This window comes from Syntrophales bacterium (genome assembly GCA_023229765.1).
Lineage (GTDB): Bacteria > Desulfobacterota > Syntrophia > Syntrophales > UBA5619 > DYTH01.
This window is the reverse complement of record JALNYO010000024.1, coordinates 1-24,129: the sequence shown is the minus strand read 5'-3', so window position 1 is coordinate 24,129 and position 24,129 is coordinate 1. Positions and strand designations below refer to the sequence as shown.

Genomic DNA, 24,129 nt, shown 5'->3' with positions numbered 1-24,129 from the left:
AAACGGGCATAGTGGCAGGTCTGACTGTATATTAACTGAAAGTGTTCGACCGGGAAGCTCCATCGCGAGACTTGGCTGCGAGGTTTCACCGGAGTAAGGAATGGAGGAAGTGCTGTGCAGGTATCCCGGAAAAGGCAGGATCAATCCATGAGCGCAACCGTTGCAACGGTGCCGGTGTCCGCGGCAGGCTGGATCGCCGCTCCAGACCAGACATCCCCGCCGCTTTGGCTTCCGGCGCAGCCGGGTAAAGCCTCCTGTAAAGAGGAAGGCTTGGTGGCGGCTTTCATGCGGCGCACCCAGCAACGCTATATCGACAAGGCCGCTGTGCAAGGCATCTTGGCCCTGAATCGGACCTGCGCCGCCGCCAGTATCGATCAAGAACGCATAGACCGCGAACCCGGCAATGTCGGACTCCTCATCGCCACTGATCTAGGACCGGCGGGCACTCGGGAGCAATACCTGCGTTCCTACGCCCAGAGAGGGGGCAAGTCTGCTTCGGCAACCCTGTTTTCGAATTGCGGCTACAACATTGTCGGCTCCAACTTGGCCCGTAGCCGCAATATCTGCGGGCCGGTACTGACCCTAGGGGGGGCGGCAGATTGGCCCTTGGTGCTGTTTTGCACAGCGCTGCGTTTCTTCGCGGCTGGCCGAGTAGACCTTCTGTTCGTTGTTCGGGCGGAAGCAGAGGGTGCGGTCGTGATTTGCCTCGACCGGAAGGCGTCGCTATGTTTAGGTTTGACTCCCGCGCACAGGGAGGGCCTTGCCGTGGGAGTGGCGCTGACGGCGGTGTCGGGACAATGTCAATCTCCACAATCTTTCTTTCCCGGCGACAACTGCATTGAGCTTTGGGTTCGGGTCGCCTCGCTAGCAGCGGCTTCCGCGCCCGCCGAGTCTATCCCTAGGATTGAGGCGCTATGACATCGTCCAGCGACGCTATGCAATGGAAGGCACAAGATTCCACCGCAGTAGGGGGAGGGGGTGATGCCGTGGGTTTGCTTTCCCTCGCGGAGGGGGAAGAAGACCGGCTGATATTGACCGAAGCCCGGGTGATGGGGCTGTTGGCCAAAGTGGAGGCGCTGGCGCACGACGAATCGTTGGGGCTGGTCTTGGTGACCGGCGGTGCCAAGACGTTTTGCCTGGGGGCGGATCTGCCCGTCTTGCGTGCCAGCGAACCGGCTGATATGGAACGCTACCTGCGCGCAGGACAGGCGCTAATCAATGCTCTGATCATGTTGCCTGTTCCTACTGTCGCCGCTGTGGGCGGCTTGGCGCTGGGAGGAGGATTCGAAGTAGCTCTGGCCTGCGACCTGCGCTGGGCTCACCGGCGTGCGGTGTTTGCTCTGCCGGAGGTCCGAGAGGGAATCATTCCTGCTTGGGGGGCGATTTTTACGCTCGTCCGGGAATTGCCTTGCGCCTACGCTTGGGAACTGCTGCTTGGGATTAGGACAGGGACACGGATAGCCCATCAGATGGGTTTAGTAGGCCGTGTCTTCGACGGTCCGGATTTCTCCGGCCAAGTATGGGCAGCGGCTCAGGAGCTTGCCCTCTTGGGAGGAACGGTCACGCGAGCCCTCAAATCCGTATGGGGCTGCGTTGACAAGGAGACAGCGCGCGACCGTCAGCGGGCCGTCTGTATGGCCCTGCTGACGGGGGACAAATCATGGAGGAATAAATCATGGCCGTGACCGCAAGCTTCCACGCTTGGCGTATGGTTCCGCAGCAGAAACCGGCCCGTCCCTTCCGTTTTGAGAGGGTTGACGAACCGCTGCCGGAAATTGGCCCCGAGGACGCCCTAGTCGAAGTTGCCGCATGCGGCATCTGCGGGACCGATATAGGCTACTTTTTCGGTAACGTGGCGCCGGTGGTTACGCCGCCGTTGACACTGGGCCACGAAATTAGCGGCCGCGTTGTGCGCGGCGGTCTGCAAGGTCGGCAAGTGGTCGTGCCGACCATCATTCCTTGCCGTAACTGCGAACTTTGCCGCGCCGGCCGCGCGAATCGCTGTGTGCGCCAGCGCATGCTGGGAGGAAATTACGGTATCCAAGGCGGGTTTGCGAGCCATGTCGTTGTTCCCGCTCGAGAACTCGCGCCGGTGCCGGAGGATAGCCCTATCTCCCTGGAGTGCCTCGCCGTGGTGGCGGATGCAGTGTCGACGCCCTATCAGGCGGCGCTTCGGGCAGGCGTCGCACCGGGCGACAAAGTCATTGTAATCGGTGCCACCGGTGGGCTTGGAGTTTATCTGTCCCAATGGGCGACGCACATGGGGGCCGAGATAGTGGTCGGCATCGCGCGCGACCAGGCCAGGTTGGAAGCCCTCGTCCCCTATGGCGTAGATGTACCCATCGCTATCGGTGACCGGAACGTCGACGACATCCGGCACGACATCTGGGGCGCCTGTAAAAAACGCGGCATCAATCCCCGCTATTCCTGGAAAATTTTCGAGGTCAGCGGAACCTTGACCGGCCAAGAACTGGGCCTGAGCCTACTTACTTTCGCCTGCAAGCTGGTGCTGGTCGGCTACGCTCCCGGCGAGTTACGCTACGCTATGTCAAAGGTCATGGCCTATGACGCCGAGATCGTCGGCAGCTGGGGTTGCGATCCAGCACTGTATCCGCGCGTGATCGAGCATGTGGTGGCAGGAGACATACAGATTCGGCCCTTTATCGAAACCCGGTCCATGCAGACCATCGCTGCCAGTTTCGACGATGTAAGGCAACGGAGGACAGGCTTGAAGCGCATCGTGCTGACGGCGGATTGGCAGGCTGGTGCGGTGGTGGGCGGCGGAAATCAAAACGGAGAATGGAAGGAGAGGGGCGGTTTGGTTTCGTAACAAAGCGCAATTGAGCGTGGCGCGAATGCGGTATCAGTTATCAGTGTATTGGACGGGCTGAATATTGATGAGGAGAAATCATGGGAAACATGCAACCTATTAGTTTACATTTGGCCGACCGGCCCCGGCGTTCGGGATGGGTTGAGTACACCAACAAGACTGGCTACATTCCGCGGCCAGAGGAAGTGCTCTTTACCACTGCGCCGCGTGACATCTACGAGAACGAGGGCTATGGCGGCGACATCCCCTGCATCACCGAGGATGGCCGGCTGGACTGGTTTGCACATCATCCGCTCACCTATCCGGAGGAATACCAGCCTTCGATAAAGTCCCGTTCCTACGATGTGGCCTTCCTGTCGGCTAATGTGCCGGGGCCAACTTATCTGGAACTGCCGATGCAGGCGGAAATCGAGGCGGCCCTCGCCAGCAGGCAGTTCCAGGTGTTGGCGATCACCGCCTACACCTGGACGATCCCTTGGGCGCTGAAACTGGCGGAGAGAGCGCGCCAAGAGTATGGCGTACGGGAGGTATGGCTAGGCGGCTACGGCGTTATGACGGCCACGCCGCTCATCCGGGAGGTTTTCGACCGCCTCTACTGGGGCTATGCGGAGACGACCTTCCGGGAAGCCATGGATATGTCGCCCATCAAACCGGCGGAAATCGAACACCCTCTGTTGATTAACGAGTCCACTTATCTCGCCCACAAAATCAAAATTGGCCATCTTTTCTGGGAACGGGGCTGTACACAGAACTGCATTTTCTGTGCCGATCCGGTTTTCCAGCCAGGGGGCGAACCGACTTTTTCCGTGGCCAATGTCCGCAAAGTGCTGGAACGCTATAAGGAGGAGGGCGTGGTGTCGGTGCACCTGGTAAACCAAGACGTTCGACCCTTCTCGAAGGTGGGCAAGCAGATCATCGAACTGTTGCACGAATTCGGCCTGCCTTTCACCATGATGACCAGTTTTCAGGCGCTGACAGCCAAGGGGCTGGACGGTATGAAATGGCTTGCCGACCGGGGGCTGACCATGGCGCAACTGGGCGTGGAATCTCTGAACGACGTCAACCTTAATCTGGTACAGAAGACGACCAACTGTGCCCACATTCAGGAAACGGTGCGCCAGATGGACGACCTGCGCATCCGGTTGTCCGCCACCTATATCATCGGTTTCGAGAACGATACGCCGGCGAGCATCCGGCGAGCAACGCAACGGTTGGCGGAGTTGGGACCGATCTACACATATTTCAGCATCCTCCTGCCCATGCCCGGCACCCCTCTGTACTACAACATGCTGAAACGAAATCTTATTAACGACTGGGATTTCCGTAAATGGACCGGCGGCTATCTGGTCTGGAAACATCCGGTGATTCAACCGGACGAGGCCCGGGATCTGGTACGGGAAGTTGACTTGGCCGTCAATACCCCCCAGGGCAACAAGCGCCTGCTGCTGGAATGGGCGCGCATTGACCGCATGCGGGAAAGACTTCGACAGCGGGAACAGCAGGGAATGTTTACCGACATGCGCGCCCGCGCCCGGGTGTACTACCACCCGGAGAGCCTTGCACAGCTGCCAGCCGATAGCTTCAGGGTTAAGCCGGGGGGCAACGGTTCCGACGGGCTTGTTGGCGTGTAGGGAGGAGATTATGTGGTCAGTCGTTGAGATAGCGCCGGGCGCTTGGTTCATCCAGCGGGATTGGCTGAGCTGCAATCATTTCATATCTAAGTCCCCGCAGATGACCTTGATCGATACCGGCTATAAAGGCGATTTGCAGGAGACCATTGCAGTGCTCCGATCTTTCGGTGTCGGGCCGGCGGACGTTGACTTGATTGTGAACACTCATTGCCACTGCGATCATGCTGGTGGCAACAGTTATTTTATCGAGCAGTCCGGTTGCGAAGTCTGGATGCACGAGGAAGAAAAGCGCCGCATCAATACGCGGGACGACATTGGCACATGGTGGCGCTTTCACGACACTTGGGCGGATTTTTTTAAGGTCGATAAGGGGCTACGCGAGGGCGATGAAATCCGCTTCGGCCCCCTCGTTCTACAGGCGATCTATGGCCCTGGACATTCCCGCGGCCAGATGCTTCTATATTCTAAGGAGTTGAAAGCTCTCTTCAGTGCGGATGCATTATGGCATGGGGATATGGGGGTCATTAATCCCATTGTCGAAGGAGAGGATGCCCTCGACCGGGCGGTCGAGACGCTGGAGCGCATCGACAGGTTGAACGTGGAGGTTATCTATCCAGGGCACGGTCCAATCATCCGCAAACCCAAGCCGGTTATTAATCGGGTCCTGCGAAAGCTGGCCCGCTATCGCGAAGATGAGTCCTTGATGCATATGGACCATATTAAAAAGATGATCTCCTATTACGTTCTGACCCAAGGAGGCGTGAAAGAGGAAGGTTACTACAAATACCTGGAACGCTCAGTGTGGTTTCCACAGATGGTGGACCGCTATTTCGATGGACGCTACGATTCTGTCTATCAGGCGGCCATCGACAGCGGTTTGCGCAGCAAGATGATCATTCGGGACAACGGATACTTTTACGGGGTGCGGAAAGTATGAACGAGGAGGAGGGGATGCCTGCGCCGCCAGCGGAAGCGAGCAGGGACATTGTTTTGCGTAATATCCGGGAGCGGCGCTCCGTGCGCGCCTTTTTGGATCGGCCGGTGATGTGGGGGATGATCAACACCGTGCTTGATGCAGCCCGCTGGGCGCCTTCTGGTGCCAATGTGCAGCCTTGGGATGTGAGGGTGGTGACCGGCTCCACCAAGGCCCGTATCACTAAGGTTCTGCTGGAAGCCCGGGAGAAGGGTGTCCAAGAACACCCGGATTACCAGTACTACCCCGTCGAATGGTTTGAACCTTACAAGGTCCGGCGTATGGGGCTCGGTGTAGCGATGTATAGCACCCAAGGAGTGAAGCGTAACCGCGCCGAATTATGGAACAACAACTATAGTTTCTTTGGTGCGCCGGTCGGGCTGCTGTTCTTCATTCACAAAGACCTTGCCTTGGGCTCCTGGATGGACTATGGAATGTTTATACAGAACGTGATGCTGGCGGCACGGGCACTGGGATTGGAGACCTGTCCCCAGGCCTCCATAAGCGACTACCCGAACGAGATACGGGAAATTTTGGGGATTGACTCCGAACGACTGCTGGCCTGTGCGGTAAGCTTGGGCTATCCGGACTGGTCAGCAGCCATCAACGGTTTCGACCGTGCCCGTATGCCAGTGGCTGAATTTGCGGTTTTTCACGACTGATCTGGGTTACGGATTGGTCAAGACGACATCTCAGGGAGGAAAGCTATATGGCAGAAAACAGTCGCGTGATCGGCTTCACCGAGCTTAAAGAAAAATACCTACCCCAGCGCTATCCAATGCTGCTGCTGGACAGGATTACTGGCTTTATGCCCGGCGAATGGATCGAGGGCACCAAGGCCGTTACCGGCAATTCGCCGGAACTGGTCGGCCACTTTCCCGAGCGCGCAATTCTCGCCGGATCATACCTGATGCAATCCTTTTCGCAACTGGGCATAGTGTTTTTCAAAGTCACCAACGGCCCCTTGACGGAGGACGAAATCACAGTCATCTCCTCTTTCAAGATCCGTCTGACCGCACCGATCCCGCCGGGGGAGATCATCACTCTACGGTTGGAGGTACGGCGCTTCACCCCCGTGGTCGGCGTCTTCCGCGGACATTGCAGCATGAACGGCAAGATCGTCGCTCACGCCAGCCTGACCATTGCCAAGGTCAGGCTGGACAGCTACGTTGGCATCCCTTGGTAGGCAATGCAAAAAGGAGGTATATTCTTATGAACAATGTTCTCTATGAAAAACGCGAGGGCGTGGCCTATGTTACCCTCAACCGACCCGAGGCGATGAATGCCATCGACGAGGCCACCAACGTGGAACTAGAGGAAGTGTGGCGAGATTTTGCCGGTGACGATGCCCTGGATGTGGCCATACTCACCGGTAGCGGGCGGGCTTTTTGCGTTGGCGCCGATCTGAAGACCTTCATCCCCAAGTGGGAGGGGGCCAATATGCTGGATGTGCGCAAGAACATCCCCCATGGCCTCGGCGGCGGGTTGACCCGCGGGCAGCACCGTCTCTATAAGCCCATCATTGCCGCCATCAACGGCTATGCCATCGGTGCCGGATTGGAAATTGCACTGGCCTGCGATATACGCATCGCTTCCGAAAAGGCCAAATTTGGTGTCTTCGAAGTACGCCTTGGTCTGCACCAGGGCGATGGCGGCTTGGTCCGGTTGGTGGCGGTGGCCGGGGTAGGCGTGGCTCTCGATCTTACCCTGACAGGGAGGGAGGTCACGGCCCAGGAGGCGCTCGGCCTCAGACTGGTCACCCGAATCGTGCCGCCGGAAAAACTGATGCAGGCCGCCGAGGAGACGGCGCGCATGATACGGGGCAACAGCCGCAACGCCGTTCGGTCCGCCAAGGAGACCATCTTAGAACTGATCGGACGCCCTCTGGACGACGCGCTGAGGCTGGAGACGCTATACGGCTATTCAAGTCTAGGGGACTTCACCGATGCCCGCGGAAGGCTTGCCCAGTTTGCAAAGAAGTAGGCGGCAGGAGCCGTTTCGGCTCCGCTCCTTTTCAAGTATGCAATCCCATCGCCGGGCGGCGCGGACGCCACTCGCGCTATTCTTTGGGGGGTGGACGTAGACAACCCACGGACAGATGCCAATGGTGAGCTATGTTGGGGCCTGACGTCCATTCGGTCTCGGTCAAGAAGATTTGTATCACCTGGCAGATGTTCAAATGGAAGCAAAAGCAGTAGAGCGTATATCACGGATGGCCGGCAGTCAGGTGGAAGCGTTTCACGCCGCAGAGGCGAAGACGTCGCTGTCTGATAATATGTCTTTCGGAAACGTGGGTTCTTCGTAGACTCTGGAGTCCTGGAGGTAGGATGTCGAATCGTGGTCGCACAGCGTCTGAAACAATCAAGTATACACTGGACGGTTAAGGGTGCGGAAAATAGCTGCAGCATTCTGAGCAACCGCTGGGAAGATTTTTGGGAGCATCAGACGGTGGCGTAAAATTGTTACCCATAAATTTGTCGCACACCCCTATCAAGAGAAACCATTATGCTTTATTCACTAATCGAGAAAAAAGGAGGGTGGTCATGAAGAACAAATTGTCGCACTTGTTAATGGTTGTACTGGTTGTATTTTGCATGCCGTTTACATCTTTTGCCCAGGGAAAGCCCATTGTCATAGGCGCGCCGCTGGCAACTGCTTTTTTGTACGGCTGGGATGCGGAACGGGGGATCAAGCTCGCCGTTGATGAAATCAATGCCGCCGGCGGCGTGAATGTCGCGGGGCAGAAAAGACCTTTCAAGGTAGAGGTGATTGACACCAGGGATCTGGAACCGAGCGTTCCTGTCGCGGATGCCCTGCTGGCAATGGAGAAACTGATCCTTGACAAGAAGGCGGATTTCATTGTCGGCGGCCCTGTGCGCTCGGAGGCTGCCCTTGCGGCCATGCCGCTGCTCAGCAAGCACAAGAAGGTCAGTATCCTTACGACAGGAGTCCTTACGCCTGCGTACGGGAAAGCGGTGGCGGAAAATTACGACAAGTACAAATACTGTTTTCGCAATACGAGTCATGTGCCGGTCATGATGGGCGACTTCATGGCCATCTTGACCGATCTTCAACAGAAACATGGGTTCAATAAAGCCTATATCATGGTGCAGGATGTGGCGCACGCAAGAGCCGGCGGGGAATACATGAAGAAGGCCCTTGCAGAAAAAAAGTGGGAAGTTGACATGAAAATCTATCCCACAGGAACTACGGACTATTCCGTCGGACTCATCGAGTCCGGCAAGAAGGGCGCCCAGGTGCTTTTTCTCTGGATGGATATGCCGGAAAGTGCCGCGCTGCTTCAACAATGGAGCAATATGAAGCTGAAATCCCTGCCGATGGGCTTCATGAATGCTGCGGAGCAGCCGGGTTTCTGGAAGGCCACGGGCGGCAAGGGCGAATTTATGATTGTTAACCTCGTCAACGGCGGCAATGCCCCGGCCAATATTACCCCCTGGACGATGAAATTTGTCAATGCCTACACGAAAAAATGGGGACTGGAGCCGGAGGGGTATGGGACGTCATCGAGCTACATGGCGGTTTATCAGTTAAAAGATGCCATCGAGAAGGCCAAAACCACCGATTCGGATGCCGTTGTTACAGCCCTGGAAAACCAGGACCTGATGGGGGTTTACGGGCGAATGAGATTTGACAAGAAAACCCATCAGATAATCCCCTCCTGGGATCCCAAGGAGGGAGCTGTTACCGGTATTATTCAGTGGCAGGCCGGAAAGCGCGTGCAGATTTTCCCGCCCAAGGCGGCCGAAGGGAAAATCATGTTTCCGCCCTGGATGAAATAACTGAAGAGAATAGAGGCTGACGTGGAAATAATTGTTTATGGAGTTATAAACAGTGTGATTCTCTCCTTGACGGCTCTGGGGTTTACCCTGGTGTACAGCATTGCCAGGATGCCCAATTTTGCGCACGGAGCCCTCTACATCACAACGGGATATTTGGCCTGGCTCTTTATGAACAAGTTTGGGTCGCTCCCTTATCCGGTGGCGATTGTGCTTGCCATCGGCATTACTGCCGCGATCGGGGCCTTTATGTATAGGTTTATCCTGATACGGATACGGGGAATGGAGATATCCGAGATTATCGCCACGTATGCGATAGGTCTGGCAATTCTTGAAGGACTGAGGTGGGGAGGGTTGAGAGGAATGACTTTCACCCTTCCCCCTTTTATCGCCGGTTCCATGAATATTTTCGGGGTGAGCGTCGATTACCAGCGACTGCTTATTGTTGCGGTGGGCATTATTGTCTTCGCTACCCTCTATCTTTTTACACATTTCAACAGGGTGGGGCTGGCCTTGCGGGGGATAGCCCAGGACGAGAGGGCAGCCATGATGCTCGGCATTGATTCGGATATGACGGCAATTATCTCGCTGGCATTAGGGTCGGGCTTGGCCGGTCTTGCGGCAGTAATGCTTCTGCCTCTGGGAAACATAATCGTGGAGGTCGGCTACAGTGTCCTGATTTTTGCGATTGCCGTGAGCGTAATCGGGGGATTGGGAAGCTGGGGCGGGACAATTCTCGCGTCCTTCATCATCGGTTTTGCGCAAATCCTTACGGAAGCCTTTCTCTCGTCGCAATACCAGATGGTAGTCGCCCTCCTGGCGATTATTATCACTTTGCTCATAAAGCCATCCGGGATATTCGGCAAGCAGAAAGAGCTCGAAGAAAGGGTCTAAGTTATGGAGATGATGCGGAAGGAAAGGATTGACAGAGGCGTCCGGGTTAGAACCGCGGGGCTCTATGCGATCTCAACGTGGCGGGAAATGCTCTACCTGATAGGGCCTCCGCTTTTTTTAATAATCGGGATGATAATCCTTCCCATCGTCCTTGAGTTTGCCCCCTACTGGAAAAGGGTCATCAATATCGTGTGCGTTTATGCGCTGCTCGCCCTTGCTTTTGATTTCCTTGCCAATTTTGTTGGCCTGGTGTGTCTGGGAGGCGCTTTTTTTGTGGGTGTCGGCGGTTACCTCTCCGCCATCTTCAATGTTTACTTTCATTTCCCGGTTTATCTTTCCATCCCGCTCGCGACAATCTGCGGGGCTGCCCTTTCCACGCTGCTGCTGATGCCGGCCCTGCCGTTGCGCGGGGTTTACTTTGCAATTGTTACGCTCATGTATCCGCTGCTCGCGACCAGGGTGATCGAGGCATTGAACATCTTTGGCGGGACGAATGGCATTATCGGTCTCGACAGCCTCCCCAATGAGTATGTTGAGCACTACCTGATTATCATCGCCACGCTGATCTTCCTCTACGGACTGAGGCGCTTTGTCAATCAGGACATGGGCCTTGTCATCAGGGGGGTCAAGGATAACGATCAGGCGGTGCGGGCATCGGGCATCAGCGTCACCCGGATGAAGGCATTTGCCGTATTTGTGGCATCCTTCATGGGTTGTTTTGGCGGGGCGTACATATCGCACATGTACTCGTGGGCAGGCACTTCCCTTTTTGCCCTCGACTTTTCAATTATCCCAATTGCTTCGGTGGTGATCGGCGGCGGAGGCACCCTGCTGGGCGCAGTTGTCGGCAGCTTCATTCTGGTGCCGGTATCAGAACTGCTGCGTAATTTCGGTACCTTCAGGATAGTCATCTATTGTGTAATCCTCACCGGTTTTATAGTTTTCAAGAGTGAGGGAATAATGGTTTACGTCATGAGAAAATACCACCAGTTCGAAAGGTGGGTAAAGGTATGAGCGACGAAATAATCCTCGCTGTTCAGGGCATAAGCAAGACCTTCGGCGGTCTCAAGGCGCTCGTGGATGTGGGCTTTGAGATTAAACGGGGTGAGGTTTACGGCATTATCGGGCCGAACGGTTCGGGAAAAACCACGCTGATCAACTGCATCACCGGCTTTATTAAACCCGATGCCGGGCGCGTATCGTTCAAGGGGAAAAATATTACCGGGTGGGCGCCCCACAAGATCGCCCATATCGGCATCAGCCGGACGTTTCAGATCATGCGGCCCTATTACAGCCTCCCAGCCTACAAAAACCTGATCATTCCCCTATGGTCGCCCCGGGCAAAGACCGTGGGCGGATGGCGGGGCGGCGGCAAGCATGGCGACCGGGATACAGTGGCGATAGATATCCTCGAAGAAATCGGTTTCGAGAGGGATTCGCGGGTTCCTTACAAAATCGCCTCCACGCTGCCAACCGGATATCAAAAGCGGCTGGAATTGGCGCGGTGCATTGCGATGCGGCCGGAGATCATTTTTTGCGATGAGGTATTTTCCGGATTGAGCATGAGCGAAATCGCCGGCATGCTTCCCCTGATCGAAAAGATGAAGGAAGAAGGGATTACCCTGATCATGGTTGAGCACCGGCTCCGGGAGTTGTTCCGGGTGGCCGACCGGGTCATGGCCCTGAACTTCGGGGAAAAGATTGCGGAAGGTGAATCGAGCGTTGTTATCGAAAACAAGAAGGTGAAAGAAGCCTATCTTGGCAAAGAAGAGGTATAGCGGACTATGCTTGAAGCGCGCGGGATGATGATTTTTTATGAAAACATGATTGCCCTGAATAATGTCAGCATTGATGCCCCGGACGGCAAAATCATCGGCATCTTCGGCTCGAACAGCGCCGGCAAAAGCGCGCTGATGTATTTCCTCTCCGGGATAATTCTCGATATCAAGAAGAAAGAGGAAATGCGCGGCGGCGAGCGCATCTCGGTATATGGGACATTAACCCTGAACGGGGAGGATGTCTCCAATCTCAAACCCCACCTGCGGGCAAAAAAGGGGATAATATTGTGTCCGGAGAGAAGGAGAATATTCCCGGAAAGTTCCGTCCTGGAAAATCTGAAGATCGGCGCTTATCTTTCAAAAAAGCAGGATACGAAAGACAATCTTGAATATGTGCTGGACCTTTTCCCCCGTCTCAAGGATCATCTCAAAAGGCAGGGGGGGTTTTTAAGCGGCGGGGAGCAGCAGATGCTGGCCATCGGCAGAGCGCTCATGGCAAACCCCACCGTCCTGCTTTTGGATGAACCCCTTCTGGGTTTAAGCCCGGCTTATATGGATATCGTTATCAGCGGCACGAAGGCTATCCGCGATACAAAGGGCATTACCATTATTATTACAGAACAATACGCCCGTCCGGTTATCCCCATTATCGACAATGGCTACATTCTCGAGAACGGCTCCAGCGTGCTTACCGGCACAGGCGCGGAACTTCTCGATAATCCGGACGTAAAATCAGCCTATTTTGGCGTTTGAGGGGAAAATCCATGGATAATTTTGAAAGCCAGTTAGCCTTCTCGCGTTTTTATGAGATCTGCCGGAAGCATCCTGGCAACACAGCCCTTATCTACCTGGGAAAACGATTTTCTTACAGTTTGTTAGAGCGAATGGTTGATAAATTTGCGGCGGGACTTTCCGCCCTCGGGGTGAAAAAGGGCGATAAGGTGATGCTCTATATATCAAATTGTCCCCAGTGGATAATCGCCAACTACGCCATCAACAAAATAGGGGCGATCACTGTCCCCGTTTCCCCTATTTATACCGCCTTCGAGATCAAATACATGATGCTCGATGCAGGAATAGAATCCGTCATCTGCTTAGATACCAACTTCGGATATGTGAAAGAGGTAATGGAAGGGGCCGGGCTTAAGCGCGTCATCGTTACGAACCTCGTCGATCTTGTCCCCTGGTGGAAGAAGATGATTGGCCATCTGCTGGACAAGATTCCGATGGGCGCCGTGGAAAAAGGGGGAAAGATTTATTTTTTTAACGACATCATGAAGAAGGACTGGCCCCAGCCGCCGGCCGTTGCCATCGATCCGATGAAAGACCTTTCTTATATCATGTACACAGGCGGCACGACGGGATTTCCGAAAGGGGTACTGGGCAATCATAGCGGCGAGGTTTCGTACATAAATGATATTATGGAGGATGTAGCAGGAGGGTTCGTCGAAGAGGGAACAGACGTGGTGCTGATGGTAAACCCCCTCTTTCATATTATGGCCAAGGGGTTTGCGATGGCTTTCGGCTTGAACTTCGGCAATACGGTGGTATTGATGCCGCTCCCCGAGGTTGATTCGATACTTTCGGCGATAGAGAATTATAAGGTGCGCTGCATGCTGGGGGTTCCCGCCCTCTACCGCATGATTCTGGAAAATGACAGGATTGATCAATATGATTTAAGTTCCTTGCGCTACTGCTATTGCGGCGGGGATGTCCTGCCCCAGGAAGTCTTCCGGACATGGCAGGAAAAATACGGCATTCCGCTGTACCAGGTGTACGGTTCAACGGAGATAGGGCACGTAAGCTACAGCCCCTTGGACAAAGAGCCGTCGCCCACGACCATCGGCAAGACCCTGAAAACAAGGAAATCGATCGTTGTGGATCGGACAACGCTTGCGCCGCTCCCTGTTGGCGAGCTGGGCGAGCTGCTTGTAACGTCCTTATACCCAATAAAGGAATATTTGAACAAGCCGGAAGAGACAAAGTACTCCTATATCGAGATAGACGGCGAAACCTACTATCGAACCGGCGATTACGTTAAAAGAACCGAGTCCGGGGAACTGGAGTTTGTGGAGAGGACCGCGGATATCATCAAATATAAGGCTTACCGGGTTTCGGCCTCGGAGATCGAAGCGGCGCTTCAGGACCATCCGACCGTGATGGGGGCATGCGTCGTCGGAGTGCCTGATCCGAAAGTGGGCGAGCGGATCAAGGCGATCGTGGTTTTAAAGGAAGATGCGAAGGGAATAGGCAGCGCCGAGCTTATCAGTTGGTGCCACGAAAGGCTTGCCCCTTACAAGATTCCGCAATACATTGAATTCCGGGATATGCTCCCCAAATCAAAAGTCGGCAAGCTGCTCCGGAGAGAGATCCGGGATGAAGAAAAGCGCAAGCTCGACAAAGAAAAAAAACCAGTTGCCGCAGTGTCATAGGATTTTAAAGGATCTTATTCCGTCGCCCAGAAATCTCTGCCGGAGCTCCGGCAGAGATTAACTATTTGATATAAGTAATGAATCGACGAAGGGGTGCCCGGCTTATGATGAACATTTTATGAAGTTCGGGGGCTCTCAAAAATCAGTGCTGGGATACCAGTGATCAGTTTTGTCAATGCCCGAGATATTTGTCTTCCATGGCCCTGACCAGGTTCGCCATCGTTGCGTAACACGGAGTGGAAACGCCGGTTTCCCTTCCGTATTCCACGACCTTTCCCCCAAGAAAGTCAATTTCTGTGCGTGTTTTGTTGGCGACATCGACGCACATGGAATCTTTATGAATCCCCACCTTTTCAAGATAACTCAATGCCTGTGTCAGGTAGTCATCGCCGAGATCATAACCTTTTGCCTTGGCGACAGCCAGAACCTCCTTGAAACAGGCATCGGCGATTTCTCTGGTGGGGGGAAAAGAGAGGGCGTCTTTTATGGTTCTGTCCGTGACGGCACAAATGGAGGCCATGGTGCATTTCATGATCATCTTTTTCCAGACATAGAGTTTGATGTCATCGACAAACTCCGTATCCAGAGCTCCTGCTGACAACAATTGAGCGATTCGTAAACCTGTTTCCCGGTTTTCGGGAATCAAGGCGCCCAGATGATGGGGACGGTTGAAAAAGGCCATTTCGACCTCGCCCGGCCCATTCAGGGAAACACCATAATTGAGTGACATTCGCAATGCCGCTTCAGCCCCAAACGCTTCGGCAATGAGATCCTCAGTCCCAAGGCCGTTGTGGGTGCTGACGATCTTTGTTCCCTCCTTGAACACTCCCTTCAAGTCCGTTAAAACCCGGGAGAAATGAAAGGTCTTGGTGGAAACGAATATTAGATTCGGATCGTATTCCTTACATTTCTCAATCTTATCAAAGAAATGACGAACAGGAACCTGATAGTTCACTTCGCCTGAAACCCTGAGCCCATCCTTTAGGATCTTTTCACCCAGACCCGGCATGGGATCAACAAGTACAGTATCCGGATTCTGACTGAGCAAAGCTGCCGCCAAAACAGTCCCTGTGGCTCCAATACCTACCACAGCGATTCTAAAGTCATCCATGAATTATGCCTCCTTCAATTGAATTCGCGCCCAAATAAAAATTGCCTCTATAACGATGAACATAAATGAAGGCACTAAATAAGATTGGTTTTCAGAATTCTCTCCGCACAGAGAATTCCTGAATGGGCAGCGAGGTCGGTGCCATTGCCCATGCCCTTAATCATATCGCCGGTAAAATAGAGACCGTCGATAGACGGCGCTTTCACATCCAGCCGCTGTTTCCAGGCGTTACCGGGAAATTGCATGGTAGTATCCAGCAGCCGGAGAAGTCCGGATCCACTTCTTATAATGCTCGAGCGGTCAAAATCTGGGAATAATCTCCATAACTCTTCCTCAAAGAGCTTCAAATCCTTCTCATAGATCTGGGGCATTTCCCGGAGAAGGTCTGCATAAGAGCGAGTCACGGCATTGCCATAACCAAAGTAGTGTTTGCCCGGAGGGGCAATATTCGGAGTTAGACTGGTTGGTTGAAATATCCATTTAAGGTAGCTGGGGCCGGCGCTGTTTTCAACGGATTCCGCAGGCACCACTATGTTGGATTTCATGTTATGCAATGGCTTTGTGGCAATAAAAGAGATTCCCAAACTGGCGCCAGTCCATTCGAAATAGACTGACTCCAAAAAACGGACACGTTCAATAAACCATCTTGGGAAATGATCCGTCGATATCAGTTGGAAAATATTCATTACTGGCACGTTGCTGACAACCACAGGCGCTTCTAATTTAAGAATTCCTTCAGGGCTTTCTGCAATGACGCCTGTTACGCAATTATTTTTTACTGTGATTTCTCTAACTGTGGTGTTTGTTAAAACCTGTCCGCCATGGTTCTTAATGGCTTCGGAAAAGGCAATATTAAAAGCATTAAAGCCGCCCTTTGCGGGATAACAACCCAAAGGTTTTCCTCTTCTCAGCGCTTCGCCTATCCAGCGAAGCGCGGGGCCGGCAGCTGCTTCTGCCGGATTATCCTGAGTAGCGCTGATGCTGCCTAATATGCATAGAAACCCTATGATAGATTGGCTGCTTGTTCTAGCGACTAACCAGTCTTTCAGGCTCATCGAGTCAAATTCATCTGACTCCAATGGTATTTGCGCTATATGCTTGAGCAGTTCGACTAATTCATTGCGTTTGTCGCTGGGAATGTATTCGAATTTACTATAGTCATCCAAAGTACTGGGTAGTGGAAAAAATCTTTTATCGTGATAAATGTAAAAAAAAGGGTCGGGATATATCATGGCAAGGTTGGAACCGACAATTTTCAGGGCTTTTTCAATGCTTCCATACGCAGTTCCTGAATGCTGACCGTAGTCTGTCAGCACTCCCTCTCGCTCATAGGTTGTTGCCCGACCGCCTACCCTGGATCTGCTTTCCAATAATGTAACTTTTTTACCGTGCTTGGCAAGCAAAGCTCCAACAGTGGAGCCCCCTACTCCTCCACCAATTACGATGACATCACTTTTTCCCATTATAAACCTCCCGTCAATATGAAAATTCATCTAAAAGCAGGAATTTTTGGCATCTACATTGCCAGTCCGCCATCAACTCTGATTACCGTGCCCGTGACATACTCTCCCTTGAACACAAGATAATTGACCATATCAGCAACCTCTTCCGGTTTCCCGGGGCGGTGTATGGGTATGTTCTGAACTTCCCGGTCAATCTTCTCCCGGGTGTTGAAAAGCTCACCCGTCATATCAGTCGGAACAAATCCCGGGACAACAGCATTCACCGTAATGCCTTTTGCTGCCACTTCTTTCGCCAGGGACATGGTAAAACCCAGAATCCCCGCTTTGGCAGCACCATAAGCAGTGTCCCCGGGGTAGCCGTGGAGCGCCACGTACGAAGACAGATTAACAATCCTGCCCCATTTCCTGCTCACCATAATCGGCACCACATACCGGGCACAGTGAAATGCGCCTCCAAGCGCTGTGTTTATTACGAGATCCCAGTCTTCATGTGCAAGGTTCTGAATCCTGCCGCCCCTGTGTAAGGCTGCGTTATTTATAAGTATATCAATACTTCCCCATCTGTCCACCACCTGATCCACCATTGACTTAACTTCAGCGTCGTGAGCAACGTCAGCCTTCACAATCATGGCTTCGCCTCCGATACTTGTTATCGCCCGAGCCACGTCTTCAGCAGCAGCTTGTTTTGATTGGTAGTTAACCACGACACGAACCCCTTCCTTTGCCAGACCGATGGCAATCGCTCTCCCTATGCCTCGTGCTGAACCGGTTACCAAAGCTACTTTCGCTTCCATAATTGTATGCTTAGCCTCGCCTAAACTATAAATACACCTGATTCACTTATTCGGAACATACCGTAATTCGGCTTTTATTAACTTCCCTGCCGGGTTCCTCGGAAGGCTGCTGGCAAACTCTATGAATTTGGGGATCTTATAATCCGCCAGACGCTCCGCACAGAATTGTTTGATCTCATCCTCCGTGGCTCTTTCACCTTCCTTCAGGACAATAACTGCCTTTACGACTTCACCCATGACGCTATCTGGCACACCCACCACCGCAACTTCCATCACTTTTTTATAATCGAATATTAAATTCTCTACTTCCTGGGAGTATATTTTTTCCCCACCCCGGATGATCATATCCTTTTTACGATCCATTATATAAAGGAATCCTTCGTCGTCCATTTTCCCGATATCGCCTGTATGAAGCCATCCGTCAGACGTAATAGTTGCCTTGGTGGCTTCCGGGTTTTTCCAATATCCCTTTGTAATTTTTGCACTTCTAAGCAAAATCTCGCCAACGCTTTCAGGGGGTAGTTCCTTGCCTGCGTCTATTACATCCACTATTTTCGCCTCTACCGTAGGCAGCATTTTACCTACACCTCTTATTTTGCGAAAGACATCCTCGTATGGCGTTGTGCAGACCATGCCAAAGCTCTCCGTCAAACCATAGCCTACGCTGATATTGAGATTCGGCAATTTCTTGAAAATACCCTTGACCATCTCTTCTGTAGCTGGAGAGCCGCCAAAAAAAGCGGTCTTGAAACTCGAAAAGTCATATTGATCAAAATCCGGGTGATTAATCATGAGCCAGATAATATTTATAACGCCGATATAGGCCGTTACCTTTTCAGAGGACAGGAGCTGTAAAAATTCTTTGGTCTTAAAAGTTCTCATATATACGCAGGAAATTCCACTGTTAATTGAAGCAATCATTACCTGGTTGAGACCTGTGATATGAAAAAGCGGGATGCAGGCTATCATCTTATCCCCTGGTTGCAAGCACATGAAGTCACTTACAAGCATCGCCGTTAATACGAGACCCCGTTGCTGAAGTACGGCGCCCTTCGGCTTCCCTGTCGTTCCGGATGTGTACATGATTAAGGCATCATCTGTCTCTGACAGCTTTGCCTGTGTAAATATCTCTTCCTTATTATCCTTTAATAATTGAAAAGGGAGGACTCCGCCGGGAACATTATCTCCGTTATAAAAAATATTCCGGACCGTTTTCAACTGGTCGCGTACAGAATCGATAAAAGGCCAGTACTCTTCGTCAACAATTAATAGTTTGCTCTCAGAGTCATTAATTTCATAAGCCAGCTCTTCTCCTTTAAACCTGGTATTGAGTGGCACTGCTAAAGCCCCCAATTTCATCAAGGCAAAAAAGATCAAAGGAAATTCCAGTTGTATGCCTAAGAGTATAGCAACATGGTCGTCTTTTTGTACCCCGAGCTTTTCCAGTCCCGCTGCTATTCTGTTAACGATTCCATCAAATTCTTTAAAAGTCAGTCGCAGGTTGCCATAAATAAAACCCTCTTTATCGGGATATGCAGTGACAGTATTTTCCAATATCTCCACAACATTTTTCGGCCTGTTTTTATAAATCTTCCCTTTAAAATCAGGCCCCTCTACTTCCTCTAACGCCCAGCCCAATTTGCTCTGCAACGTTTTCATGGTTTCTCCTCTACTTGTTCTATGTATTGAATTTTCTTTGGATCCAACCGACTGTTTACGCACCAACAGGTTGTATATTCGCAGATCAAGCCCCCGAAAGGGAGGGCAACCATGTGGCAATCCCCGGGAAAAAGAAGAGGAGGGCAGCACAGGCAATAAGGCTCAGAAGAAATGGGACAACACCGGCGTAAATCACCTTAAAGGGTTCGCCTGTTATGTTCTTCACAACAAAGACAGCGATGGCTACCGGCGGTATAATGACGCCGACCATAAGGGTTATGGCAATCATAATGCCGAACCATATGGGGTCGTAACCCAGTTTTATAATAACAGGATAAAAAATAGGAGTGGCCATGATCATAAAAGCCAGATCATCGATAAATGAACCGCCGATAAGGTAAACGACGATAATCAAAATCATAACAATGTTTTTGTTGATAGGCAGACCGCCTATCCAGTCAGCGGCGACAAAGGGGATCGATGTGACGGCAAGAAAATGGCCGAAAACCACGGAACCGCCGATGAGAAGGATAACCATGCAGGCCGTTCGAAGTGATTCATCGAAGGATAAAATTAGTGACTTAAAAGATAATTTTCTTTTAGCATAAGCCAGTATGAACACTGCTGCCGTGCCGATGCTTCCTGCCTCTGTCGGCGAGAACCACCCTGCCATGAGCCCTCCAATGACCAGGGAAAAGATTATCGCTACCCACAGAAACTCGGGAGAAGATTTTATCCTTTCCTCCCACGTTGATCTTGGCGATGGCCTCGCAATGGATGGATCAATCTTGACCCAGCCTATGATCACGAATATGAAGAACAGGGCAATGATCAGCCCAGGGAAAATACCCGCGAGAAAAAGCTTGCCGATCGATTGTTCAGTAATGATGCCGTAAATCATAAGGGGAATGCTTGGAGGAATCAGCATGCCCAGTGTGCCTACCGAGGCGACAACCCCAGTAGAAAGCTTCTTGCTGTACCCCATCCGGTTCATTTCAGGAATTGCAACGCTTGCAAAGGTAGCGCAAGTAGCAAGCGTAGATCCACACATGGCCTTGAAGAGTGTTGCCCCCACGACGGTGGTCATGGCAAGGCCTCCGGGAATGTGACCTACGAATTTCCCTGCAGAATTATAGAGATTTTTTGCAACATCCGAGTGGTATGCAACCTGGCCCATAAGGACAAAGAGAGGGATCACTGTAAACCCGTAGTTGGTGAAGGTTTCGAAAAAATCCTTAACAACCTGGTTGGAGGCTCCGCCCCACGTGCCGAGGTAACCGATCCCCAAAAATCCGAGAATGGCCATTCCGATCCCCAGTTCGATGCCGGTCAGGAAAATGACCATCAACATGAATATGCCGAGAATTCCTATCGATATTTCACTCATGCCGGCCTCCTTACAGTCTCTATAATCTGCGAAACAAACACACAGCACTCAATAATGCAAGCGAATGCCAGCCCAAAGGATATTGGGTAATAGGGAAGCTTGAACACAGGGGTAACCTCATTTGACTTCATGAGGTCAAGGCTCATGACAACGAAATTCCAGCTCATCCACAGAAATAGCGTTATGCCGAGGCTCCTCGTGAAGACCCGCATGGCGCCCCTCGCTTTTTTCGGGAGTTTCTCTATCAGGAAATCAACGATTACATGCCCTTTAAGTAAGGATGTGTACGGAATAGCAAAGCCAAATACAATCGCCCCTAAAAAAGAGATAACCTCAAAATCCCCTAAGATGGGTTTCCCGAAGGCCCTCACTGCCACGTTAACGAGAGTGAACAAAAACATGAAGGCAAGCGTTACCCCCGCTATCAACTGAAGAAACCGGCACATCTTTCTTACAAAGGCAAACCACACAGTCATTGCTTCCCCTCCCTCGCGCAAACAATGGTTCAGGGGTCAAACAGCTTGCCCCTGAACCATTCCCTTGATCGATCGCTTTATTTGGCAGGCGCTGTCTTCAGATAATTGAGACACCACTTCAAGGCCTCATCGCCGGGAAGGCCCTTGTCCTTCATTCTTTGTACATAGGCATCGAATAGTGGGTTAATTTTCTCTCTCATTTTCGCCTCTTCCTCCGGGGTTGCGTATACGATCTTCTGGCCGGTCTTCTCCGCGAATTCAAGCCCACCTTCATCTACCCAACTCCACATTCTCGCCTGTTTCTCAAACCACTCTTCGTTAAGTTTGTCGATGATCTGCTGAATGTCCTGGGGGAGGGAATCCCATCTTGCCTTGTTCATGGCAAAGAAGAAGCCGTTTGCGTAGGCATTGCCATGATTTATGTAAGTGTATTTGCAGACCTCTCCAAACTTCCATCCCTTCAGCGTCTCAATGGGAAGGAGCACACCGTCCGCAAGCCCCCGCTTCAGGGCGTCATAAGTCTCTAACATGGGCATAGTGGTGGGTGTAGCCCCGGCTGCGGCCACAACCTTTGATGTGTTCGCATCGCTCTTTATTCTAAGGCCCTTCAGATCCTCAATCTTGTTGACCGGTCCCTTGGTGTGAAAGAAACCCGGGCCATGGGCGTGGAGATAAAATAGTTTCACATCATCATATTCCTTCGGTTTGAACTTCTGATAGAAGGCATTTGCCAACCGAGTAGCCTGATACCCGCTTTTGTAACCGAGGGGAAGAACGAGAACCTCTGAAAGGGGCATCCTTCCCGGTGTGTAGGACATTATGCTCCAACCGACATCGATAACGCTTTTTACAATGCCGTCATACATCTGGTTCGCACTTACCAGTGTTCCGGCAGGGAAATAAGCAACCTTGACACGTCCATTCGTTCTCTTTTCCAGTTCTTTACACCATTGATTGGACAACTCGCTGATGGGATGCCCCGGTGGCATAAAACTGGCGTACTTCATCCGAATGACAGGTTCCGCAGAAAAGCTTGATGTAGCTAAAAAACATGCAACAAATGCCACCGCGCAGACAGTGAAAAAAACCTTTCTTGTACAGTTTCTCATTTTCATACCCTCCTTGTTATTTAGTTCTTCTCCGGACTGAATAGAGAAACAGCCCTCACCTTTCAAACAATTATCTAATCTCTTTCTATGATTATCGCAAACCCCTGGCCGCCCCCTGCGCAGAGTGTTGCAAGCCCTCTGTGTAAATTTCTTTTCTCCATCTCATAGAGAAGGGTAACCACTATTCTGGCGCCCGTGCATCCTACCGGGTGCCCCAAGGCAATACCGCTTCCATTCACGTTGACTATGTCGCGATTCCAGCCCAGCTCCCGCTCACAGGCTATGCACTGGGCTGCAAATGCTTCGTTGATCTCGATAAGCTCAATATCATCGAGCTTCCAGCCGGCTCGCTTTAAGGCTTTTCTGGTTGCAGGAACCGGACCGATACCCATATATGCCGGATCAACACCAGCAACAGCATAACTCGCAAAGCGCGCACGGGGCTTTAGGCCCAGCTCTTTCGCTTTTTTCCTCGTCATAATTATGAGAGCCGCAGCCGCATCATTGATGCCGCTGGAGTTACCTGCTGTCACTGTACCACCTTCTTTAAACGCAGGTGGAAGTACGGCCAGCTTTTCCATGGTCGTATCCAGTTTCGGGTGTTCATCGGTGTCAAACATTTTAGGCTCCCCCCTGCGCTGAGGGACTGGAAACGGCGATATCTCGTCCCGGAAACGTCCTTCCCTGATAGCTCTGCCGGCCAATTGCTGACTTCGCAATGCAAGAACATCCTGCTCTTCCCGGGAGATGCCATACTTTTCTGCCAAATTTTCCGCAGTCAGTCCCATTCCTGGCCCCACGGGAGGTTCCTGCATAGATTTCCAGACTGCATCGGTACATTCATTATGTTTAAAACGCATGCCCCAGCGCGCCGTCTTCAGGACAAAGGGCGCTGTGCTCATGCTTTCAACGCCTCCCGCTATCACACACGAAGAATCGTCATCGGAAATGCTTTGAATACCGTTCATTATAGCCTGCATGCCGGATCCGCAGGTGGCAACGACCTGGTGAGCAGTGGTTTCAAAGGGAAGCCCGGCCTTTAAAAGGCCAACTCGCGCAACGTTATGTTCAACGCCTTCGAAGCAGCAACCCAGGATCACCTTGTCGATCATATTCTTCTCTATGCCGGTATTTCTGATAACTGAATCGACAATGAACGGCGAAAACTGGTTTGCCGTTACATCCCTTAATGTTCCGCCGAATGTTCCTATGGCTGTGCGCGTCCCTCCCACAATAACTATGTCCTTCATAATAAAAAGCTCCTTTTTAGATTAGGTTAGGCGTGCCATACCATCTTGGACATTCATACATTCCCTGTAACTTGTTATATTAATCATCAGATTCGAAACAAACCGACACTGCCTTATTCATGGACAGCAGTAACAGCGAAGGTCTTTGCTTATTGATGGATGTCATTATGCACTTAATATTTTAGAGACCACTTTTGACGAGAGCGTTACTCTTTAAACCATAGAGCATGATTTTCCTGAATGTCTTTACAAAAATCTCCCCATTAATTACATCCCTGTTCATAGACCATTGAAACAATACTCCATGGTGAAAGGCCATGATTGTTAGTGCAGAAAGATTTGTATCCAGATCTTCTTTGAAAACCCCCTCTTTTTTCCCTTGCATAATCATATCTGAAAGAAATGCTTGATATTTATTGTAAATTCGCCTAAATTCAGGTTCTATTCTGTCATGGGCGCCAACGAGTTCTGCTGCCAATGTTTCGAATGAAACACAAAGTTCTCGATTGTAGTAAGCAAACGCTGAATTAAAACGAATATACTTT

23 protein-coding genes and 1 pseudogene are annotated in these 24,129 nt (G+C 51.8%); 15 read left to right on the top strand and 9 right to left on the bottom strand.

Annotated features, from left to right (window positions below):
• The first annotated feature begins 147 nt into the window (after positions 1-147).
• The 15 genes and pseudogenes from M0P74_12285 to M0P74_12215 all read left to right on the top strand — a co-directional run bounded on the left by M0P74_12285 (position 148) and on the right by M0P74_12215 (position 14,335).
• A complete protein-coding gene (locus tag M0P74_12285; GenBank protein MCK9364360.1) occupies positions 148-918 on the top strand; it encodes a hypothetical protein in 771 nt (256 codons plus the stop codon).
• Positions 919-986: 68 nt separating this feature from the next.
• Complete coding sequence (locus tag M0P74_12280) at positions 987-1,685, top strand: enoyl-CoA hydratase/isomerase family protein (protein ID MCK9364359.1); 699 nt, start codon at positions 987-989, stop codon at positions 1,683-1,685.
• A complete protein-coding gene (gene had, locus M0P74_12275) occupies positions 1,676-2,830 on the top strand; it encodes a 6-hydroxycyclohex-1-ene-1-carbonyl-CoA dehydrogenase (protein ID MCK9364358.1) in 1,155 nt (384 codons plus the stop codon). The genes M0P74_12280 and had overlap by 10 nt, the downstream gene beginning before the upstream one ends.
• Positions 2,831-2,919: 89 nt before the next feature.
• Positions 2,920-4,461 carry a radical SAM protein gene (locus tag M0P74_12270; GenBank protein MCK9364357.1) on the top strand — a complete coding sequence of 514 codons (1,542 nt, stop codon included), beginning with the start codon at positions 2,920-2,922 and terminating at the stop codon, positions 4,459-4,461.
• A gap of 10 nt (positions 4,462-4,471) precedes the next feature.
• Complete coding sequence (locus M0P74_12265; protein MCK9364356.1) at positions 4,472-5,398, top strand: MBL fold metallo-hydrolase; 927 nt, start codon at positions 4,472-4,474, stop codon at positions 5,396-5,398.
• Complete coding sequence (locus M0P74_12260) at positions 5,395-6,096, top strand: nitroreductase (GenBank protein ID MCK9364355.1); 702 nt, start codon at positions 5,395-5,397, stop codon at positions 6,094-6,096. The genes M0P74_12265 and M0P74_12260 overlap by 4 nt, the downstream gene beginning before the upstream one ends.
• Positions 6,097-6,143: 47 nt before the next feature.
• The gene (locus M0P74_12255) at positions 6,144-6,620 is read left to right on the top strand and encodes a hypothetical protein (protein ID MCK9364354.1); all 477 of its coding nucleotides are present in this window, start codon (positions 6,144-6,146) and stop codon (positions 6,618-6,620) included.
• A 26-nt stretch (positions 6,621-6,646) separates the two neighbouring features.
• Positions 6,647-7,417, top strand: coding sequence for an enoyl-CoA hydratase-related protein (locus M0P74_12250; GenBank protein MCK9364353.1), 771 nt, complete (start codon positions 6,647-6,649; stop codon positions 7,415-7,417).
• Positions 7,418-7,714: 297 nt separating this feature from the next.
• A pseudogene (locus M0P74_12245) lies at positions 7,715-7,891 on the top strand (ISKra4 family transposase).
• 86 nt (positions 7,892-7,977) lie between these two features.
• Entirely contained in the window at positions 7,978-9,234 is a 1,257-nt protein-coding gene (locus tag M0P74_12240) for an ABC transporter substrate-binding protein (GenBank protein ID MCK9364352.1), read from the top strand.
• Positions 9,235-9,255: 21 nt separating this feature from the next.
• Entirely contained in the window at positions 9,256-10,125 is an 870-nt protein-coding gene (locus M0P74_12235) for a branched-chain amino acid ABC transporter permease (protein ID MCK9364351.1), read from the top strand.
• Positions 10,126-10,128: 3 nt separating this feature from the next.
• On the top strand, positions 10,129-11,139 hold the full coding sequence (locus M0P74_12230) for a branched-chain amino acid ABC transporter permease (GenBank protein MCK9364350.1): 1,011 nt from the start codon (positions 10,129-10,131) through the stop codon (positions 11,137-11,139).
• Positions 11,136-11,903: an ABC transporter ATP-binding protein gene (locus M0P74_12225; protein ID MCK9364349.1), complete on the top strand. Its 768-nt coding sequence runs from the start codon at positions 11,136-11,138 to the stop codon at positions 11,901-11,903. The genes M0P74_12230 and M0P74_12225 overlap by 4 nt, the downstream gene beginning before the upstream one ends.
• Positions 11,904-11,909: 6 nt before the next feature.
• Complete coding sequence (locus M0P74_12220) at positions 11,910-12,656, top strand: ATP-binding cassette domain-containing protein (GenBank protein MCK9364348.1); 747 nt, start codon at positions 11,910-11,912, stop codon at positions 12,654-12,656.
• 11 nt (positions 12,657-12,667) lie between these two features.
• Entirely contained in the window at positions 12,668-14,335 is a 1,668-nt protein-coding gene (locus M0P74_12215; GenBank protein ID MCK9364347.1) for an acyl--CoA ligase, read from the top strand.
• Between the two features lie 172 nt (positions 14,336-14,507).
• Here M0P74_12215 and M0P74_12210 read toward each other — a convergent pair whose 3' ends face one another.
• The 9 genes from M0P74_12210 to M0P74_12170 all read right to left on the bottom strand — a co-directional run.
• Positions 14,508-15,446 carry a 2-dehydropantoate 2-reductase gene (locus M0P74_12210; protein ID MCK9364346.1) on the bottom strand — a complete coding sequence of 313 codons (939 nt, stop codon included), beginning with the start codon at positions 15,444-15,446 and terminating at the stop codon, positions 14,508-14,510.
• A 74-nt stretch (positions 15,447-15,520) separates the two neighbouring features.
• Positions 15,521-16,909, bottom strand: a complete 1,389-nt coding sequence (locus M0P74_12205; GenBank protein MCK9364345.1) for an FAD-dependent oxidoreductase — start codon at positions 16,907-16,909, stop codon at positions 15,521-15,523.
• 53 nt (positions 16,910-16,962) lie between these two features.
• On the bottom strand, positions 16,963-17,703 hold the full coding sequence (locus tag M0P74_12200; GenBank protein MCK9364344.1) for a 3-oxoacyl-ACP reductase FabG: 741 nt from the start codon (positions 17,701-17,703) through the stop codon (positions 16,963-16,965).
• Positions 17,704-17,745: 42 nt separating this feature from the next.
• Positions 17,746-19,362, bottom strand: a complete 1,617-nt coding sequence (locus M0P74_12195; protein MCK9364343.1) for a long-chain-fatty-acid--CoA ligase — start codon at positions 19,360-19,362, stop codon at positions 17,746-17,748.
• A gap of 85 nt (positions 19,363-19,447) precedes the next feature.
• The gene (locus M0P74_12190) at positions 19,448-20,749 is read right to left on the bottom strand and encodes a TRAP transporter large permease (protein ID MCK9364342.1); all 1,302 of its coding nucleotides are present in this window, start codon (positions 20,747-20,749) and stop codon (positions 19,448-19,450) included.
• Positions 20,746-21,225: a TRAP transporter small permease gene (locus M0P74_12185; protein ID MCK9364341.1), complete on the bottom strand. Its 480-nt coding sequence runs from the start codon at positions 21,223-21,225 to the stop codon at positions 20,746-20,748. Before M0P74_12185 ends, M0P74_12190 begins: the two co-directional genes overlap by 4 nt.
• A 77-nt stretch (positions 21,226-21,302) precedes the next feature.
• On the bottom strand, positions 21,303-22,334 hold the full coding sequence (locus M0P74_12180; GenBank protein ID MCK9364340.1) for a TRAP transporter substrate-binding protein: 1,032 nt from the start codon (positions 22,332-22,334) through the stop codon (positions 21,303-21,305).
• Positions 22,335-22,408: 74 nt separating this feature from the next.
• On the bottom strand, positions 22,409-23,584 hold the full coding sequence (locus tag M0P74_12175; GenBank protein MCK9364339.1) for an acetyl-CoA C-acetyltransferase: 1,176 nt from the start codon (positions 23,582-23,584) through the stop codon (positions 22,409-22,411).
• 181 nt (positions 23,585-23,765) lie between these two features.
• A partial coding sequence (locus tag M0P74_12170) for a hypothetical protein (GenBank protein MCK9364338.1) occupies positions 23,766-24,129 on the bottom strand: 364 nt, incomplete at its 5' end.

What these genes read in the sequence shown, in the direction of transcription:
- M0P74_12225 (MCK9364349.1), top strand. Translation starts at nt 11,136, where the DNA reads ATGAGCGACGAAATAATCCTCGCTGTTCAGGGCATAAGCAAGACCTTC.
- M0P74_12250 (MCK9364353.1), top strand. Translation starts at nt 6,647, where the DNA reads ATGAACAATGTTCTCTATGAAAAACGCGAGGGCGTGGCCTATGTTACC.
- had (MCK9364358.1), top strand. Translation starts at nt 1,676, where the DNA reads ATGGCCGTGACCGCAAGCTTCCACGCTTGGCGTATGGTTCCGCAGCAG.
- M0P74_12185 (MCK9364341.1), bottom strand. Translation starts at nt 21,225, where the DNA reads ATGACTGTGTGGTTTGCCTTTGTAAGAAAGATGTGCCGGTTTCTTCAG.
- M0P74_12190 (MCK9364342.1), bottom strand. Translation starts at nt 20,749, where the DNA reads ATGAGTGAAATATCGATAGGAATTCTCGGCATATTCATGTTGATGGTC.
- M0P74_12260 (MCK9364355.1), top strand. Translation starts at nt 5,395, where the DNA reads ATGAACGAGGAGGAGGGGATGCCTGCGCCGCCAGCGGAAGCGAGCAGG.
- M0P74_12205 (MCK9364345.1), bottom strand. Translation starts at nt 16,909, where the DNA reads ATGGGAAAAAGTGATGTCATCGTAATTGGTGGAGGAGTAGGGGGCTCC.
- M0P74_12285 (MCK9364360.1), top strand. Translation starts at nt 148, where the DNA reads ATGAGCGCAACCGTTGCAACGGTGCCGGTGTCCGCGGCAGGCTGGATC.
- M0P74_12195 (MCK9364343.1), bottom strand. Translation starts at nt 19,362, where the DNA reads ATGAAAACGTTGCAGAGCAAATTGGGCTGGGCGTTAGAGGAAGTAGAG.
- M0P74_12230 (MCK9364350.1), top strand. Translation starts at nt 10,129, where the DNA reads ATGGAGATGATGCGGAAGGAAAGGATTGACAGAGGCGTCCGGGTTAGA.
- M0P74_12175 (MCK9364339.1), bottom strand. Translation starts at nt 23,584, where the DNA reads ATGAAGGACATAGTTATTGTGGGAGGGACGCGCACAGCCATAGGAACA.
- M0P74_12255 (MCK9364354.1), top strand. Translation starts at nt 6,144, where the DNA reads ATGGCAGAAAACAGTCGCGTGATCGGCTTCACCGAGCTTAAAGAAAAA.
- M0P74_12220 (MCK9364348.1), top strand. Translation starts at nt 11,910, where the DNA reads ATGCTTGAAGCGCGCGGGATGATGATTTTTTATGAAAACATGATTGCC.
- M0P74_12180 (MCK9364340.1), bottom strand. Translation starts at nt 22,334, where the DNA reads ATGAGAAACTGTACAAGAAAGGTTTTTTTCACTGTCTGCGCGGTGGCA.
- M0P74_12200 (MCK9364344.1), bottom strand. Translation starts at nt 17,703, where the DNA reads ATGGAAGCGAAAGTAGCTTTGGTAACCGGTTCAGCACGAGGCATAGGG.
- M0P74_12240 (MCK9364352.1), top strand. Translation starts at nt 7,978, where the DNA reads ATGAAGAACAAATTGTCGCACTTGTTAATGGTTGTACTGGTTGTATTT.
- M0P74_12210 (MCK9364346.1), bottom strand. Translation starts at nt 15,446, where the DNA reads ATGGATGACTTTAGAATCGCTGTGGTAGGTATTGGAGCCACAGGGACT.
- M0P74_12265 (MCK9364356.1), top strand. Translation starts at nt 4,472, where the DNA reads ATGTGGTCAGTCGTTGAGATAGCGCCGGGCGCTTGGTTCATCCAGCGG.
- M0P74_12270 (MCK9364357.1), top strand. Translation starts at nt 2,920, where the DNA reads ATGCAACCTATTAGTTTACATTTGGCCGACCGGCCCCGGCGTTCGGGA.
- M0P74_12215 (MCK9364347.1), top strand. Translation starts at nt 12,668, where the DNA reads ATGGATAATTTTGAAAGCCAGTTAGCCTTCTCGCGTTTTTATGAGATC.